Source organism: Bradyrhizobium sp. BTAi1 (assembly GCF_000015165.1).
GTDB lineage: Bacteria > Pseudomonadota > Alphaproteobacteria > Rhizobiales > Xanthobacteraceae > Bradyrhizobium > Bradyrhizobium denitrificans.
In genome coordinates this window covers 6,167,385-6,181,637 of record NC_009485.1, presented here as the reverse complement: position 1 = coordinate 6,181,637, position 14,253 = coordinate 6,167,385, and the positions used below count along the sequence as shown (strand labels likewise).

Genomic DNA, 14,253 nt, shown 5'->3' with positions numbered 1-14,253 from the left:
CGTGCTTGGGGTCAGAACACGACGACGGAACGGATCGATTTGCCCTCATGCATCAGGTCGAAGCCTTTGTTGATCTCTTCGAGCTTGAGCGTGTGGGTGATCATCGGGTCGATTTCGATCTTCCCGTTCATGTACCAGTCGACGATCTTGGGGACGTCGGTGCGCCCACGCGCGCCGCCGAACGCAGTGCCCTTCCAGACGCGCCCGGTGACGAGCTGGAATGGGCGGGTGGAGATCTCCTTGCCTGCCTCGGCGACGCCGATGATGATCGATTCGCCCCAGCCGCGGTGGCAGGCTTCGAGCGCTTGGCGCATCACGGTGGTGTTGCCGGTACAGTCGAAGGTGTAGTCGGCGCCGCCATCGGTGAGCGCGACCAGATGCTGAACAATGTCGCCGGTGACCTTCTTCGGGTTGACGAAGTGGGTCATGCCGAAGCGACGGCCCCATTCCTCCTTGCCGTCATTGAGGTCGACGCCGATGATCTTGTCGGCCCCCGCCATCTTGGCGCCCTGGATGACGTTGAGGCCGATGCCGCCGAGACCGAACACGATCACGTTCGAGCCCGGCTCCACCTTCGCCGTGTTGACGACCGCACCGACGCCGGTGGTGACGCCGCAGCCGATGTAGCAGCTCTTGTCGAACGGCGCGTCCTCTCGGATCTTCGCCACCGCGATCTCCGGCAGCACGGTGAAGTTGGAGAAGGTCGAGCAGCCCATGTAATGGTAGATGGTCTGACCCTTATAGCTGAAGCGCGAGGTGCCGTCCGGCATCAAGCCCTTGCCCTGCGTCGCGCGGATTGCGGTGCAGAGATTGGTCTTGCGGCTGAGGCAGCTCTTGCACTGGCGGCACTCCGGTGTGTACAGCGGAATGACATGATCGCCGGGCTTGACCGAGGTCACGCCGGGACCGACCTCGCGCACGATGCCGGCGCCCTCATGGCCGAGGATCGACGGGAAGATGCCTTCGCTGTCGAAACCATCCAGCGTATAGGCATCCGTGTGGCAGATGCCGGTCGCCTTGATCTCGACCAGCACTTCACCGGCCTTCGGTCCTTCGAGGTCAACCTCGACGATCTCCAGCGGCTTCTTGGCTTCGAAAGCGACCGCGGCGCGCGTCTTCATGTCTTAAACTCCTGTTTCATTCTCTTGAGCCCGCGATGCTGCCCGGGTCGCGGACCCCGTCGTCAGTCATTTCTTGCCCATGCAGGAGTTTTCCGCTTCCGTATAGGCTGGCGGCTTGTCCTCGTGCTTGGCCGGGCGAACGCGACCCACCGCGTCATTGCTGCGGGCGCGCAGGTAGATGTAGAGATCGTCCATGTAGCAGGCTACGTTCGGGTTGTCGCCGAACGCGGGCATGACGTTCTCCTGGGCCGTGCTGATGTTCTTACGGCCGCTCGCGACGACGCCGAGGAAATCGCCATAACTCATGTTCTTGACCGAATCCTTCAGCGCGGGCGCATAAGTCGATCCCATGCCGTCGGGCCCATGACAGACGTGGCATTCGGAGTGGTAGCGGCGGTATCCGGAGTAGGTGTACCAATCGACCGATCCGTCGGCGGTCACCTTGTAGGTCGGATTCCCATCCTTATCGAAATACTTCCCATCTTCGGATTTCACGGCCGTCGCGTCGCCTGGGGCTTCCGCCCAGGCTTTTTCGACGACAGTCATTCCGCCGGCTGCCAGGCTCAGAGCCGTGGCGGCCGCAAAACAGATCTTACGCAAGGGCGTCTTCCCTTAAGTTTGGGGGTAGCGAACCGGCGCATGGACATGTCCATGCGCCGGAAGCAGACCGTCAGCTCACTGTTGCGGGAGCGAGAACACGGTGAGCGTGCCGCCGAGAGCGGTGTAGTTGCTCAGCGCTGCGTAGCCACCGACCGCACCGAGACCGGCGGTCGGATCCGTCAGGCCCGCCGCAAGACCGATGCCGGCCCAGCCACCGACACCCGAGAGCACGGCGACATACTGCTTGCCACCGTTCTCATAGGTCGTGACGTTGCCGATGATGCCGGACGGAGTCTTGAACTTGTAGAGCTCCTTGCCCGTCTTGGCATCGACAGCCTTGAGGTAGCCTTCCAGCGTTCCGTAGAACACCACGCCGCCAGCGGTTGCGAGCGCACCCGACCAGACCGAGAACGGCTCCTTGTTCGACCAGGCGATCTTGCCGGTCTTGCCGTCCCAGGCGATGAAGTTGCCCATATGGCTCTCACCCGGAGGCGGATACATCGACAGCGTCGCACCGACATAGGGCTGACCTGCAGTGTAGCTCACCTTGAAGGGTTCGTAGTCCATGCAGACATGGTTGGTCGGCACATAGAACAGCTGCGTGTCCGGAGAATAGGCGGCGGGCTGTTCGTCCTTGGTGCCGAGCGCGGCGGGGCAGATGCCCTTGGTGTTGACGTCTTCGCCCTGCTTGTCGGTCGAGTATTGATCGACCACCTTCGGACGTCCGTAGGTCGCAGAGTTCTTGTCCATGTCGACGCCGGTGGTCCAGTTCACCTTCGGGTCGTACTTCTCGGCGACCAGCAACTCGCCATTGGTGCGATCGAGGGTGTAGGCGAGACCGTTACGATCGAAGTGGGTCAGGAGCTTGCGCGGCTGGCCGTTGATCGCCTGGTCCGACAGGATCATCTCGTTGACGCCGTCATAGTCCCACTCGTCGTGGGGCGTCATCTGATAGACCCACTTCGCCACGCCGGTATCGGCCGCACGCGCGAAGATCGTCATCGACCATTTGTTGTCGCCTGGACGCTGCTTCGGATTCCAGGTCGAGGGGTTGCCCGAGCCGTAATACACCATGTCGAGCTGCGGATCATAGGAGATCCAGCCCCAGGTGCAGCCGCCGCCGGTCTTCCACTGATCGCCCTGCCAGGTCTTCAGGCTCGAGTCCTTGCCCACCGGCTTGCCGAGCGAGGTGGTGTTGGCATCGAACAGGATCTGGTCATCCGGACCTTCGGAGTAGGCCTTCCAGACCTGCTTGCCGCTCTTGATGTCGTAAGCGGTCATGCTGCACTGGACGCCGAACTCACCGCCGGAGGTGCCGACCAGGACCTTGTCCTTGACGACGAGCGGCGCGGAGGTGCCGGTCTGGCCCTTGCTCGGATCGCCGTTGACGGCGGTCCAGACGTGCTGGCCGGTCTTGGCGTCGATCGCCACCAGCTTGTCGTCGGCCTGGTGCAGGAAGATCTTGCCGTCGCCATAGGCGACGCCGCGATTGACCGTATCGCAGCACATCACCGGAATGACGTTCGGATCCTGTTTCGGCTCGTACCGCCAGACGATCTTGTTGTCCTGCGCCAGATCGATGGCATACACCTTGTTCGGGAACGGCGTATGCACATACATCATGTTGCCCACGATGAGCGGGCCGCCTTCGTGGCCGCGCAGCACGCCGGTGGAGAAGGTCCACGCGACCTGCAGCTTGCCGACGTTCTGGGCGGTGATCTGGTTGAGCTTGGAGTAACGCGTATTGGCGTAATCTCCTGCCGGCATCACCCAGTCCTTCGGGTTGGCCGACATCTTGACCAGCTCTTCGCTGGCCCATGCGCCACCCGCGGCAAGCGCCGCGACTGACGTCAGACAAGTTGCGAGTAGTACCTTTCGCATCGTCTTTCCTCCCGGGTTCAACTGAGGTTCCGCATTGCGCGGCCCAGTATTCGTTTTCGGCATCATTGATTATCCCCTTCCGGATCGGGAAACTTGCCCAATAGAGAAAAGCGCTTGCTCAAGAGTGAAGCCAACAGAAGATTTTGAAGGAGATTTTGCTTTGCTGGCCCGCAACATGAGGCCCATTCTTGTTGCGTAGCATCAATTTGCAGCACCGTGGTTCCACCGGGGGTTGATGTTTCCCTTGACCTTGCAGACATGAAGGCGGAGGATCACCGGGGACATCTTTGGAACCGATTTGCCGCGCACGCTCGCGCGGCCTTAAAATGGGAGTAATCCGGCTGCAATCTCGTCCGCCGTCCTGCGGCGGACCCGTTGCGTTTCGCTCATGAATCGGTGGATGAATATGTCCGATACGATCCGCTCGCTTAGTACTTCGGGGTTCTCGCCGAAGAGCCAGATTCAACGTTGGTCAGATGCACTGACCGATCTTTGCGGACGTTTCGATATCGACCCGTTGGAAGGGGCGTCATTCGAAGGCCGCATCAATTTCACCACCGTCTCGCGCCTGAAACTCTGCCAGATCGAGGCCAGCCAGCACCGCATCGCACATACCTATGCGCGAGCGCGAGATACGGAACATCCCTACATCAAGATCCTGTTCCAGACCTATGGCGTCTCCTATTTCGAGCAGGATGGCCGGCAGATCGAGATCGGACCGGGCGACTGTCTTGCCTATGATGTCTCGTCGCCGCACACGATCGTCAGCCCCGCGCTGACGCGCCACGATGTCGTTATCGTGCCGAAGGAGTTGCTGCAGGAGCGCGGCTTCCGGTCCGAAAAAATGCCCGCGTACAAATTGTCGGCGCGCAGCGGAACGGGCCGGATCGCGCATGACGTGACGCATGCCGCTTTTGACGAGGCGACTCGGCTGTCGCCCAACTCGGCGGCCAGCGTCGCTGAATCGCTCATCGATCTGTTGTTGTTGCCATTGCGGGAAGCCGATCGGATGTTGGACCGTGCGGGGCCCGAGGCCGTTTACATCCGGGCGCAAGCCTTCATTCGCGAGCATCTGCGCGATCCGGATCTTTGCATCGATCAGATTTCGGCAGCTCTTGGTTGTACCAAGCGTTACCTTCACATGGTCTTCAGCGATCGCGGCATGACGGTCAGCGACTACATCTGGCGAGCCCGGCTGCAACATTGCCGGCAAGAGCTGGAAACGCAGAGCGGCAAGACCATCACCGATGTTGCGTTCTCATGGGGCTTTTCGAGTTCGTCCCATTTCAGCCGCGTGTTCCGCAAATATTTTGGCGTCGTGCCGTCATCGGTTCACAAGACGGCAGCACGCTGAGCGTCCAGGCGCGACGCGCTTCAGCGCGCGCCGCTCCGGATGATCTGCTGGAAGGCATCGCCGAGCACGATCGGCTCGCGCGCAGGCAGGTAGGTCAGTCCCGCCGACCGACCAAGATCGGCCAGAGTTCCGGCAGCTTCCAGGTCCGACAATACTTTGTTGACAGCTGTCAGCAGGTCTGACGAACTGGACAGCGCGACATAGCCACGGTTCACGCCGATTGGATAGCTATAGCCGGATCCGGCGAGCTTCGTCTCAGGGTGAGCGGCCCGATAGGCATCGAAGCGCCGGCTGTCGAGCAGCGTTGCGTCGAACTTGCCTCGTTCAAGCGCCCCCAACAAATCATCCCGCGTCGGAATCAGATGGGTGATGTCCTCGATCAACCGTCCGTTGTCGAACGTCATCAGGATCGCGTCAGCCAATGTGCCGCTCTCGATTCCGAGGCGCAGCCCAGCGAGATCTCCAATGTCTTTGATTCGGCGCTGTGCTGCCGCAGGTCCGAGAACGACCGTTAGTGTCGAGAACAGATAGGGCTTGCTCGGTATCAAGGCGCCCAGCGGGATGCGGCGCCGGCGATCGTCACGCGTCGCACCATCGAAATCCGGCAGCTTGGCCGTCTTGACGCCGGGTTGGACCAGTCCATCCTGGGTGAAAGCATAGCTGCCGAGCAGCGCGCATCTGCTGTCCGAAAGCAGTGCATTGGCTTCCAGCGCCGGACTGGAATCCTCGTCGAGCTTGCTTTCGAACCATTGGATTTCGAGCTTCTTGCCGAGACGTTCAGCGATCGCCTGTCCGAGGAGAATATCGAAACCGCTGCCTGGCTGACCGCGATGATGCGCCGAGAGCGGTGGAAGATTTTCGTCCAGACAGATGCGCAGCACGTCGTCAGCGGCCGAAGCCGCTGTCGACATTGTTGAAATCATGCAGGCGGCCACCCAGCAAGCGAGACGGCGCGTCATTGCGCTCTCCGGCTCGAAACATAGGCCCACAGAGCGGTGATCTCATCATCGCTGAGAATGTCACCCCATGGCGGCATGCGGCCGTTCTTGCCTTGCTTCACGGTGGTCACGAAGCGTGGCTGGTCGTCAGGAAACCGGCGCAAGTCCGGTGTGACCGTGCCGGAGTTCACCATGTTCGGGCCATGGCAATGCGAACATTTCTGCGCGAATGTCGTCTTGCCGAGATCCACTTGGCCGTGTGCAGCAGTCTCATCCTGTTGGGCGAAGGCGGCGGTCGAGAGGATGCTCGAGGTCGCCACGACGGCGGCGAAGGCCGCCGCCGTTCTCATGAACATGTTCTGTCTCACGGGCGTCCAAACTCAGTTCTTGACCGCGAAAACCCACAGCGAGCCGCCCGCCGGCACATTGGCCAGTCGCTCGTCGCCGGAGAACAGGGAATAGACACCGCCATAGCCGGAGGTGACGGCGACGTACTGAACGCCATCCTGCTGCCAGGTGACAGGCTGCCCCTCGATGCCCGAGCCGGTTTGGAACTGCCACAGCTTCTTGCCGCTGTCGGCATCAAAGGCCTCGAACTCGCCCGTCAGCTTGCCCGAGAACACGACGCCGCCGGCCGTCGACAGCACGCCCGAGAAGCGCGGAATGTCGCTCGGCTGCTCCCATTTGGTCTTGCCGGTCATGGGATCGATGGCCTTGAGCTGGCCACGCGGACCTTCCGGCCAATCCCACAGATCGGTCAGATCCATGCCGAGATACCACTCGCCGGCCTTGTAGGTGGCAGGCTCGGTCTTGTAGTGGCCGCCGAAGACGAGGGTGTTGGCGTAAGCCAGTCCGGTCTGCGGATTGAACGACATCGGCTGCCAGTTCTTGCCGCCAAGGATCGACGGATAGACCGTGACCTTCTTGCCCTCGCGCGCATCACGCGTGACATCGGTCTCGACCGGCTTGCCGGTCTTCAGATCGATGCTGGAGGCCCAGTTGACTTTCACATAGGGGTTGGCAGCCAGCAGCTTGCCGTTGGAGCGATCAAGCACGTAGAAGAAGCCGTTGCGGTTGGCGTTCATCAGCACCTTGGTCGGCTTGCCCTCGACGTTCATGTCGGCGAGCACCATCTCCGCGACCGCGTCATAATCGAACGGATTGTTCGGCGAGAACTGGAAGTGCCACTTCATCTTCCCGGTCTTGGGGTCGAGCGCGAGCACCGAGCAGGTGTAGAGATTGTCGCCGGGCCGCACCGCCGCGTTGAACGGACCGGGGTTGCCGACGCCCCAGAACACGGTGTTCTGCTCGGGATCGTATGAGCCGGTGATCCAGGTCGAGCCACCGCCCAGTTTCCAGGTGTCGCCCTTCCAGGTGTCGCCGCCGGGCTCGTCCGGAGTGGGAACGGTGTGGGTACGCCACAAATGCTTGCCCGTGGCCGGATCCCAGCCATCGATGAAGCCGCGGGTCCCGAACTCGGCACCGGAGATACCCGTGATCACGACGCCATCCGCCACCAGCGGCGCCACGGTCATCGAATAGCCTTCCTTGATGTCGGCGGCCTTCTGACGCCACAGCTCCTTGCCGGTCTTGGCATCGAGCGCGATCACATTGGCATCGAGCGTTGTGCGGAAGACCTTGCCGTCGAACAGGGCGGCACCGCGGTTGATGATGCCGCAGCACACGACGCGCGGCGTCTCGGCGGGATAGTCGATCTTGCTCTTCCAGATCTGCTTGCCGGTCTTGGCGTCGACCGCCATCGTGGCGTTGTGAGTCGTGACGTAGAGCACGCCCTGATAAACGAGCGGCTGCGACTCCTCGCTGCGGTCATCGGCGAAGCTGTAATTCCACACCGGAACCAGGTTCTTCGCGTTGTCTTTGTTGATCTGCGTGAGCGGGCTGAACCGCTGCAGATTGTAGCCCATCCCGTAGTTCAGGACGTTTGCCGTATCAGTGGCACCCTTGACCAACTGATCGGCACTCTGCGCGCTTGCACCATGTGATGCAAAGATGGCGAGGCCTGCGGCCAGCGCGATCCGCTTCATTCATTTCCTCCAAGATTTTTGATGCGCGCCTATTCTGACGCTGCGGGAACAACACTCCCCTCGAAATCGGGAAGCGTCAATATGAAAAGGTGGGCAGTAGCCATCGAGCGATCGGGAAACGCTCCTCATCCTCTCCGGAACACGTAGGTAACCCGCTGTTTGTTCAGCCAAATATGTTGCTGCATCTTGGTACCTCTCTGATGTTGCGTTGCGGCATGAACATTGCTTATTGACCTCTGCCGGGGCAACAGAGGAGTAGGCGGATGAAACGAACCATCCTTTGGCTCGGAATGCTTTGCTGCCTTTGGGTGAGTGCGAGTGCACGTGATCTCGGCCAATGGGGAGCCGTCGATCCCGCGTTACGTCAGTGGTACGAGGCTTTGATGCAACCGGATGTACCGACAGCCTCGTGTTGTGGCGAAGCCGATGCCTACTTCGCCGACGAGATTCATGTGCGTGACGGCAAGACCTACGTGACCATCACGGATGACCGTCCGGATGAGCCGCGTGGTCGACCGCACATCGATACCGGGACCGAAATCGAAGTCCCTGCCCATAAATTGAAGTGGGACAAGGGCAATCCGACGGGTCACGGCATCATCTTCCTCAGTCGCAATCGTTACGTGTTCTGTTACGTGCAGCCAGGAGGGGCCTGAGAGGAGGAGAGGGGCCCGCCGCCTGCGGCAGGTGAAGCAAGCGTGGGATCGGCGCCTTGACCGGGGCGCCGCTCGGTCGCTGAGCTCATATCGCGCGCCGGCGGTAGAAATCCGGATTGGCTGTGCGTGACTGCGATGTTTGACGTGTACGACCACGTTTCGGCCCACAATCCGGCACGATACCGGCTGTTCGGCGATGTCGAAACAACTAAGAGGCGAGTAAGCTTCTTGTCGACTTATATGCTCGGGACTTGTGATGGCAGGCGTCTTGCGTTCCGACAGGCCCGACCCTAGCTTAATCGCCGGCGCGAGCAAGGCGCCAGTCAATGACAGTCTGAACTTGGGAGTTTGAAATGGCCTGGAAGACCCCGAAGATCGTCGAAGTGCCCGTTGGCATGGAAATCAACATGTATGCTTGCGCGGCGCGCAAGTAACGATTAGCGACCCGCCAAGCCACCGGACGTGGTATCCGCTTCGGACTGGCTTGGCGGAACTGTGATTGCCTTGGTCTGTTATTAGCTTGGTTTGTTATTGCTTTAATTTGTGAAGACCTCGACCTGTTCTTGCTCAGGCTTGTAGCTCTTTCAGCGGTCGGGGACTGTTCATGAGACCGGCCCAGCAGTTTTGAACGCCTCCTCCGGTCCGCTGGCACGGGCAACCGGACCGAAGAACAATCAACGGCCCAGCGCCCAGACGATCTCCGTTCGCCCAAATCTGCTGTTCGGTTCGCCTAAACGTCTTGGGTGTCGAAGATGTAAAGGTCGACGCCGCCATCAGCAAAATTAGGCAGATCTCCCGCGGCAGCCTTTCCCTCGGCGGAGCCCATGCCCGCCTGCAACGCCTGCATCGAATCGAATGTCAGCGTCGCCACGAGGTGAATGTTGGTGGCTCCCGCCGGTCCATTCACCGGGCCGCGGCTGATGTCGTAGGTCTTGAGGCCAGGGATCTTTTTCGCCAGCGGTACGTGGACATTCATGTAGTGCTTGTCGAATGCTTCGGCGCTCTTCGGGGTCTTGTAGAGCACGAGAACCTTGGGCATCTGCTTCCTCCAAAATCGTTTCTTGAGGTCGATCGACCGCCGCTATTGCAGCCGATCCGCACGCCCGGATCAAGCGCCAGGACCGGATCCGCCGCTTGAACGTGCTTCTGCCGCGGTTCCCTCGACAAATTGTGGCGTAAAGAGAAACCGATGCGGCCGGATGTCGTATTTTGAGGTAGTGTGCATCAGGCTTATCGAAGGACCGAGCCATGAGCCCGATAGATCTCGTGATTACCGTCTGTGCGGTGCTCTCGCCGACGACATGCGAAGAGCAACATCTCCATTTCGCCGATGGCGGCGCATCCCTGCAGCAATGTGCGATGAAGGCGCCGCCCTATATCGCGCAATGGATCGGCGAACACCCGAAATGGACCGCGGTGCGCTGGCGCTGCGAGTACCCGCACAGCAACGACAAGGCCTGACGCCGGCCCGGCGCCTGCCTACTTCGTGCACTCCTTCAAGTCCTTGTCGGCCACCGAGATCACGGCTTCGGCCTTGATGTCGAGGCCGCGGACGATGCATTGGCGGTCGCCGGCATAGCTGACCTTGGCATCATAGCGGCCCGGCTCGATCCCGGTCAGCTTCAGCCGTTCGTCGTGATCGAGTTCCTTGTCCTTGTCGTTCAGCGTCTGATTCGGCCCCCACTTGTTCTCGCCAGCAGGAGAGAGCTGGAAGCCGGTCATCGTCGCCGTCGTCAGATTCCACAACCGGATGCCCTTGCTCTGCGCGTGCACCGCGACCGGCAGGCTCGACAGAATGGTGATTGCCGTGACGGCAGTTGCGGCTCTCATGGCGTTTTCCCTGGTCGATCGCGATCATTGCCATGACTATGACACGGAAAAATCCAATCGCGCCAGATCGGCCTTGATCGCGGCAATGAGCTCGTTGCTGCGCTGCGCACGTGGCACGGCGATCGGGACCGTGTGGAGCAGCCGGGCCGGTCGTGAGGACAGCAGGAAGATACGATCCCCGAGCCGGACCGCATCATCCATACTGTGCGTGACCAGCAGCGTGATCATCGGCCGCGAGGCCACCAATGTCGCAATTTCCTCGCGCAGCCGCGCGGCGAGAGCATCGTCAAGCGAGGCCAGCGGCTCATCGAGAATCAGGAAGTCCGGTTCGACCGCGAATGCCCGTGCCAGCGCTGCCCGACGTGCGAGGCCGAGGGACAGCTCGCCCGGAAAATGGCTGCGATGCCCCTCGAGCTCGAGCACGGCGAAGATGGCAGACAGCCTGTCCTCCGCAACGTCAGGCGCCGCCAGCCGGACATTGTCCTCCACCGATCGCCACGGCAGCAGCCGGGGCTCCTGGAACACCATCGCGAGCCGCGCACCGGCGGGTTGCGACACCTTGCCTTGATAATCGGAATCGAGGCCCGCGAGGATCCGCAGCATCGTGCTCTTGCCGCAGCCGGATGGGCCGACCACGACCCCGACCTCGCCGCGTCGGAGCGTGAACGTCATCCCGGCGATCACCTGCTGCCGCTTGCCATTGGCGCTGGTGTAGCTCTTCGAGCTGATATCGACATCAAGCTGCACGGAGCCGCCACCTTGATGCGCGCCGCTCAAACGGCTGGACAATGACAGCTTCGATCACCAGCACCACGGCGGCGAAGCTCAGGGAGTAGGCGAGCAGCAGCGGAATGTCGAACAGCTGAAACGCGACGCCGATCTCGAAGCCGATGCCATTGGGCCGTCCGAGCAGCTCGGCGACCAGCACGATCTTCCACACCAGCGACAGGCCGGAGCGCGCCGCCGCCGCGATGTAAGGTGCGAGCTGCGGCAGCAGGACGTGGCGGAGGATGCGGCCGCGCGGAAAGGCGAAGACCTTGGCCATTTCATCGAGCGCTGGATCGAGTGCGCGGGCGCCCTCGCGCAAGGTCACCACGGCGGTCGGCAGCTTGTTGATCGCGATCGCTGCGATGGCGGCGACCTCGGTCAGCCCCGCCCAGATGTAAGCGAGCACGATCACCACCAGGGCAGGCAGGTTGAGCAGCAGGATCAGCCAGGGATCGCCAAGGCGATTGGCGAGCCGGCTGCGCCCCATCCAGTAGCCGAGCGCCGATCCGATCGCCATCGACAGCGTGAAGGCGAGGGTGACGCGGGCCAGCGTGGCGCCGAGATGCAGAAACAACGCGCCGGATTGCGCTTCCGCGATCGCGACCGCCAGCACCGCCGATGGCGGCGGCAGCTTGACGCTGCCGGCGACGGCGGCGGCGATCCACCAGGTGGCCAGCAGAAGCGCAAAGGATAACAGTCGCAGCACTAATCCCTCGCATCCGCCCTGTAGTAGGTGCCGGGACTGAGCTCGGGCGAAGGGCCGACCAGATCGCGTCCGCCGATCGCGGCGAGCACCCCATAGAGGATGCGGGCGTCGGCCTCTTCCTCGGCCACGGGGCGGCGTGGAATGCCTTCGCGGTAGCGGTCGCGATAGACCCGCAAGGTGGCGTCGTCAGGCGCGCCGGTCAACGGTGCGATCGTCTGCCACTCGGCATCGGACGCCGCCAGGATCTCCTTGGCCTTGGCGGTGACAGAGAGGAAGCGGGCCACGAGATCGCGATGCTTGCCGGCCCAGTCCTCGTCAAAAACGTAGCCGATCATGGCCGTGCGGCCCTTGGCGCCGAACGGAGCCAGGAGATCCTCGACGCCGGTCAGACGGCGGAAGCCCTTGGCTTCCAGCGCCGCGCAGAAATTCCAGTAGTTCAAGCCCGCATCCATCTCGCCGTCCGCCAGTTTGGCGGCCAGCAGCGGCGGCGCGCCATAGCTGATCGTGGCCTGCGACTTCAGATCGATCCCATCACGCTTGAGTGAGGCCTGCAGCAACAGCCAGCTCTTGTCGAGCGGACCGCCGGCCACCGCCAGCTTGCGCCCCTTGAGATCGGACAACGTCTTGATCGGCGAGTTTGCCGGGACCATCACGGCGCCGAGCGCACTCGAATAGGGCGTGAAGGTCAGCTTCGCGCCGAGCGCACGCTCGCGTGACACCCATAACCAGTCCGATACCATGATATCGGCATTGCCGGCGCGTAGCGCGATCTTGCCGGCTTCGGGACTTGCGAGCTCGACGGCATCGATCGAAATGTCGGCCTGCTTGTCCAGTTGATGGGCTCGGATGACGGCCAGTTCCCAGGCAAAGGTTCCGGTCTTTTGCACTGCAACCTTGACGGTCTCAGTGGCGCAGCCCGCGGAGACCGGCAGCCCGACGCAGGCAAGTAATGCGATCAACAAATGACTGATCTGGAAATGACTGATCCGCCTCATGAGCCCGTCTGCATTTCCTCGAGATGTGTTCTTTTCAGCCTCGTTTCCTTAGCATAGCTTTGGCTGCGATGCTGCGGAGGACTGTGATGCGCTGTGTTGTTCAGGTAGGACCGATTGTCGCCGTTTGTCTTGCGTTGATTGGCGTGGGCGGGGCGGCTCGCGCCGACGAGCTCAACGACTATCCGACCTCCGCGCGCGCCGAATATGTGTTCGGCTGCATGAAGGCCAATGGCGAATCCCGTCAATCGATCACGCAGTGCTCCTGTTCGATCGACGTGATCGCGTCGATCATTCCCTATGAGCGTTACGTCACTGCGGAAACCGTTCTCAGCATGTCCCAGGTGCGCAGCAATCTCGGCACCCAGTTCCGCACTTCCGAGCAGGCCGCCAGCGCGCTCAACGATCTCCGCCGTGCCCAGGCCGAAGCCGAGGTGAGGTGTTTCTGACGCCTTGCGGCCATGCGATGCCATCAGGTGCCTGAGCCCTCCGCCGGCCATTCATGCTCGAACACATGGCCTTGCGTGTCCCTGGCCTCGGCGCGGAAGTGCTTGGCGCCGTTCGACACATAGGTGAAGCGGATGTTGGGATCCTCCGAGATCGAGATGCCGCCCTCCACCGACAGCACCAGGCTGCCGTCCTGTGACAGGGTCAGCTGATCGACGAAGAAGGCGGGGATGTAGAGCTGCGTCAGCTGATCCATCTGCAGCCCGGAATTGTTGGGGTGCCCGACCATGACCTGCGCTTCGCGGATGCCGCTCGTGGCGCCGTCGCCAGCTTGCGTGAACTGCCGGTAGCGCATCTGGCCGATACGGGCTTTGGCCTCGTCCGGGTTTTTCGCGGCCGGCGCCGAGCAGCCGCCGGAGGCCTTGACGAACGTCTTGATGACATAGAGCTGGCCGTCGGTCAGCTCGGCCACAGCGTGCACATCTGTGTAGTTGTTGACGCGCACGCGGGTCGATATCGCCGTCACATTGGCGTCCGCGCCGAGGGTGAACTTGGCCGCCATCGGTGCCGGGTTCTGGTCGATCACCAGCGTGATGGTCTTGATGCGGCGCTCATCGGCAGGCGACAGCTTGCTGCGAAGAGTGACCGGTACCACCGACGCATCCTCGGCGCGGGCCGGCATCTCGATCGAGAGGACATTGGCACCGTCCTGCATCGGCTTGTTGTTGAAGACGTCCTGGACCAGCCCCGGCCATGGATCGTACCCCTCAGCGGCCTTCGCAGGTGCGAAGCAGAACGCGAGACTTGCGCCAAGAAGCCCAGCGCTGAGAAACGATAGGGACGGCAGGCGTAGCCCGATCATGGCACAATCCTCCGAGAGTGGTCTGCTGAGCTAACGATCATAACGCGTCCTCG

The 14,253-nt window shown here is 61.8% G+C and carries 17 protein-coding genes; 5 read left to right on the top strand and 12 right to left on the bottom strand.

The genetic code is table 11. The annotated features are described in order from the left end of the window. Positions 1-11: 11 nt before the first annotated feature. From BBTA_RS27890 to xoxF5, 3 genes are all read right to left on the bottom strand, one after another. Positions 12-1,121, bottom strand: coding sequence for an S-(hydroxymethyl)glutathione dehydrogenase/class III alcohol dehydrogenase (locus BBTA_RS27890; RefSeq protein ID WP_012045860.1), 1,110 nt, complete (start codon positions 1,119-1,121; stop codon positions 12-14). 66 nt (positions 1,122-1,187) lie between these two features. Next, complete coding sequence (locus BBTA_RS27885; RefSeq protein WP_012045859.1) at positions 1,188-1,667, bottom strand: c-type cytochrome, methanol metabolism-related; 480 nt, start codon at positions 1,665-1,667, stop codon at positions 1,188-1,190. Positions 1,668-1,796: 129 nt separating this feature from the next. Further along, positions 1,797-3,602 (bottom strand): lanthanide-dependent methanol dehydrogenase XoxF5, encoded by a 1,806-nt coding sequence (gene xoxF5, locus BBTA_RS27880; RefSeq protein WP_012045858.1) that lies wholly within the window; start codon positions 3,600-3,602, stop codon positions 1,797-1,799. A 406-nt stretch (positions 3,603-4,008) separates the two neighbouring features. On the opposite strand from xoxF5, the gene BBTA_RS27875 reads away from it, so the two are divergent. Then, positions 4,009-4,956, top strand: a complete 948-nt coding sequence (locus BBTA_RS27875) for a helix-turn-helix domain-containing protein (protein ID WP_012045857.1) — start codon at positions 4,009-4,011, stop codon at positions 4,954-4,956. 20 nt (positions 4,957-4,976) lie between these two features. On the opposite strand, the gene BBTA_RS27870 is transcribed toward BBTA_RS27875, so the two are convergent. Genes BBTA_RS27870 through BBTA_RS27860 form a run of 3 tightly spaced genes read right to left on the bottom strand, consistent with a single transcriptional unit; the run spans position 4,977 to position 7,939 of the window. Then, positions 4,977-5,915: an ABC transporter substrate-binding protein gene (locus BBTA_RS27870; protein WP_041750932.1), complete on the bottom strand. Its 939-nt coding sequence runs from the start codon at positions 5,913-5,915 to the stop codon at positions 4,977-4,979. Further along, positions 5,912-6,250: a cytochrome c gene (locus BBTA_RS27865; protein ID WP_012045855.1), complete on the bottom strand. Its 339-nt coding sequence runs from the start codon at positions 6,248-6,250 to the stop codon at positions 5,912-5,914. The genes BBTA_RS27870 and BBTA_RS27865 overlap by 4 nt, the downstream gene beginning before the upstream one ends. Before the next feature lie 24 nt (positions 6,251-6,274). Beyond that, positions 6,275-7,939, bottom strand: a complete 1,665-nt coding sequence (locus tag BBTA_RS27860) for a methanol/ethanol family PQQ-dependent dehydrogenase (RefSeq protein ID WP_012045854.1) — start codon at positions 7,937-7,939, stop codon at positions 6,275-6,277. 263 nt (positions 7,940-8,202) lie between these two features. Here BBTA_RS27860 and BBTA_RS27855 point away from each other — a divergent pair, with 263 nt between their 5' ends. Continuing rightward, complete coding sequence (locus tag BBTA_RS27855) at positions 8,203-8,595, top strand: hypothetical protein (protein ID WP_210263754.1); 393 nt, start codon at positions 8,203-8,205, stop codon at positions 8,593-8,595. Positions 8,596-8,948: 353 nt separating this feature from the next. Then, complete coding sequence (pqqA, locus tag BBTA_RS27850) at positions 8,949-9,029, top strand: pyrroloquinoline quinone precursor peptide PqqA (RefSeq protein WP_009031067.1); 81 nt, start codon at positions 8,949-8,951, stop codon at positions 9,027-9,029. Positions 9,030-9,325: 296 nt separating this feature from the next. Here the strand turns inward: pqqA and BBTA_RS27845 are convergent, their stop codons facing one another. After that, on the bottom strand, positions 9,326-9,634 hold the full coding sequence (locus tag BBTA_RS27845) for an EthD family reductase (RefSeq protein ID WP_012045851.1): 309 nt from the start codon (positions 9,632-9,634) through the stop codon (positions 9,326-9,328). A gap of 209 nt (positions 9,635-9,843) precedes the next feature. Between BBTA_RS27845 and BBTA_RS27840 the strand changes: the two genes are divergently transcribed. Then, positions 9,844-10,056: a hypothetical protein gene (locus BBTA_RS27840; RefSeq protein WP_012045850.1), complete on the top strand. Its 213-nt coding sequence runs from the start codon at positions 9,844-9,846 to the stop codon at positions 10,054-10,056. Between the two features lie 18 nt (positions 10,057-10,074). Here the strand turns inward: BBTA_RS27840 and BBTA_RS27835 are convergent, their stop codons facing one another. The 4 genes from BBTA_RS27835 to BBTA_RS27820 are packed head-to-tail and all read right to left on the bottom strand — an operon-like array spanning position 10,075 to position 12,894. After that, positions 10,075-10,425: a hypothetical protein gene (locus BBTA_RS27835; RefSeq protein WP_012045849.1), complete on the bottom strand. Its 351-nt coding sequence runs from the start codon at positions 10,423-10,425 to the stop codon at positions 10,075-10,077. A gap of 36 nt (positions 10,426-10,461) precedes the next feature. Next, a complete protein-coding gene (locus tag BBTA_RS27830; RefSeq protein ID WP_012045848.1) occupies positions 10,462-11,172 on the bottom strand; it encodes an ABC transporter ATP-binding protein in 711 nt (236 codons plus the stop codon). Beyond that, positions 11,162-11,899, bottom strand: a complete 738-nt coding sequence (locus BBTA_RS27825; protein ID WP_012045847.1) for an ABC transporter permease — start codon at positions 11,897-11,899, stop codon at positions 11,162-11,164. The genes BBTA_RS27830 and BBTA_RS27825 overlap by 11 nt, the downstream gene beginning before the upstream one ends. Next, the gene (locus BBTA_RS27820; protein WP_012045846.1) at positions 11,899-12,894 is read right to left on the bottom strand and encodes an ABC transporter substrate-binding protein; all 996 of its coding nucleotides are present in this window, start codon (positions 12,892-12,894) and stop codon (positions 11,899-11,901) included. The genes BBTA_RS27825 and BBTA_RS27820 overlap by 1 nt, the downstream gene beginning before the upstream one ends. An 86-nt stretch (positions 12,895-12,980) precedes the next feature. Here BBTA_RS27820 and BBTA_RS27815 point away from each other — a divergent pair, with 86 nt between their 5' ends. Beyond that, entirely contained in the window at positions 12,981-13,340 is a 360-nt protein-coding gene (locus BBTA_RS27815) for a hypothetical protein (protein WP_012045845.1), read from the top strand. Positions 13,341-13,363: 23 nt separating this feature from the next. Here BBTA_RS27815 and BBTA_RS27810 read toward each other — a convergent pair whose 3' ends face one another. Continuing rightward, a complete protein-coding gene (locus tag BBTA_RS27810; protein WP_012045844.1) occupies positions 13,364-14,200 on the bottom strand; it encodes a quinoprotein dehydrogenase-associated SoxYZ-like carrier in 837 nt (278 codons plus the stop codon). Between the last annotated feature and the right edge of the window lie 53 nt (positions 14,201-14,253).

Coding starts and splice junctions, on each gene's coding strand:
- BBTA_RS27810 (WP_012045844.1), bottom strand. CDS start 14,200: ATGATCGGGCTACGCCTGCCGTCCCTATCGTTTCTCAGCGCTGGGCTT.
- BBTA_RS27860 (WP_012045854.1), bottom strand. CDS start 7,939: ATGAAGCGGATCGCGCTGGCCGCAGGCCTCGCCATCTTTGCATCACAT.
- BBTA_RS27870 (WP_041750932.1), bottom strand. CDS start 5,915: ATGACGCGCCGTCTCGCTTGCTGGGTGGCCGCCTGCATGATTTCAACA.
- BBTA_RS27820 (WP_012045846.1), bottom strand. CDS start 12,894: ATGAGGCGGATCAGTCATTTCCAGATCAGTCATTTGTTGATCGCATTA.
- BBTA_RS27845 (WP_012045851.1), bottom strand. CDS start 9,634: ATGCCCAAGGTTCTCGTGCTCTACAAGACCCCGAAGAGCGCCGAAGCA.
- BBTA_RS27875 (WP_012045857.1), top strand. CDS start 4,009: ATGTCCGATACGATCCGCTCGCTTAGTACTTCGGGGTTCTCGCCGAAG.
- BBTA_RS27855 (WP_210263754.1), top strand. CDS start 8,203: ATGAAACGAACCATCCTTTGGCTCGGAATGCTTTGCTGCCTTTGGGTG.
- BBTA_RS27865 (WP_012045855.1), bottom strand. CDS start 6,250: ATGTTCATGAGAACGGCGGCGGCCTTCGCCGCCGTCGTGGCGACCTCG.
- BBTA_RS27890 (WP_012045860.1), bottom strand. CDS start 1,121: ATGAAGACGCGCGCCGCGGTCGCTTTCGAAGCCAAGAAGCCGCTGGAG.
- pqqA (WP_009031067.1), top strand. CDS start 8,949: ATGGCCTGGAAGACCCCGAAGATCGTCGAAGTGCCCGTTGGCATGGAA.
- BBTA_RS27815 (WP_012045845.1), top strand. CDS start 12,981: ATGCGCTGTGTTGTTCAGGTAGGACCGATTGTCGCCGTTTGTCTTGCG.
- BBTA_RS27840 (WP_012045850.1), top strand. CDS start 9,844: ATGAGCCCGATAGATCTCGTGATTACCGTCTGTGCGGTGCTCTCGCCG.
- BBTA_RS27885 (WP_012045859.1), bottom strand. CDS start 1,667: ATGACTGTCGTCGAAAAAGCCTGGGCGGAAGCCCCAGGCGACGCGACG.
- BBTA_RS27835 (WP_012045849.1), bottom strand. CDS start 10,425: ATGAGAGCCGCAACTGCCGTCACGGCAATCACCATTCTGTCGAGCCTG.
- xoxF5 (WP_012045858.1), bottom strand. CDS start 3,602: ATGCGAAAGGTACTACTCGCAACTTGTCTGACGTCAGTCGCGGCGCTT.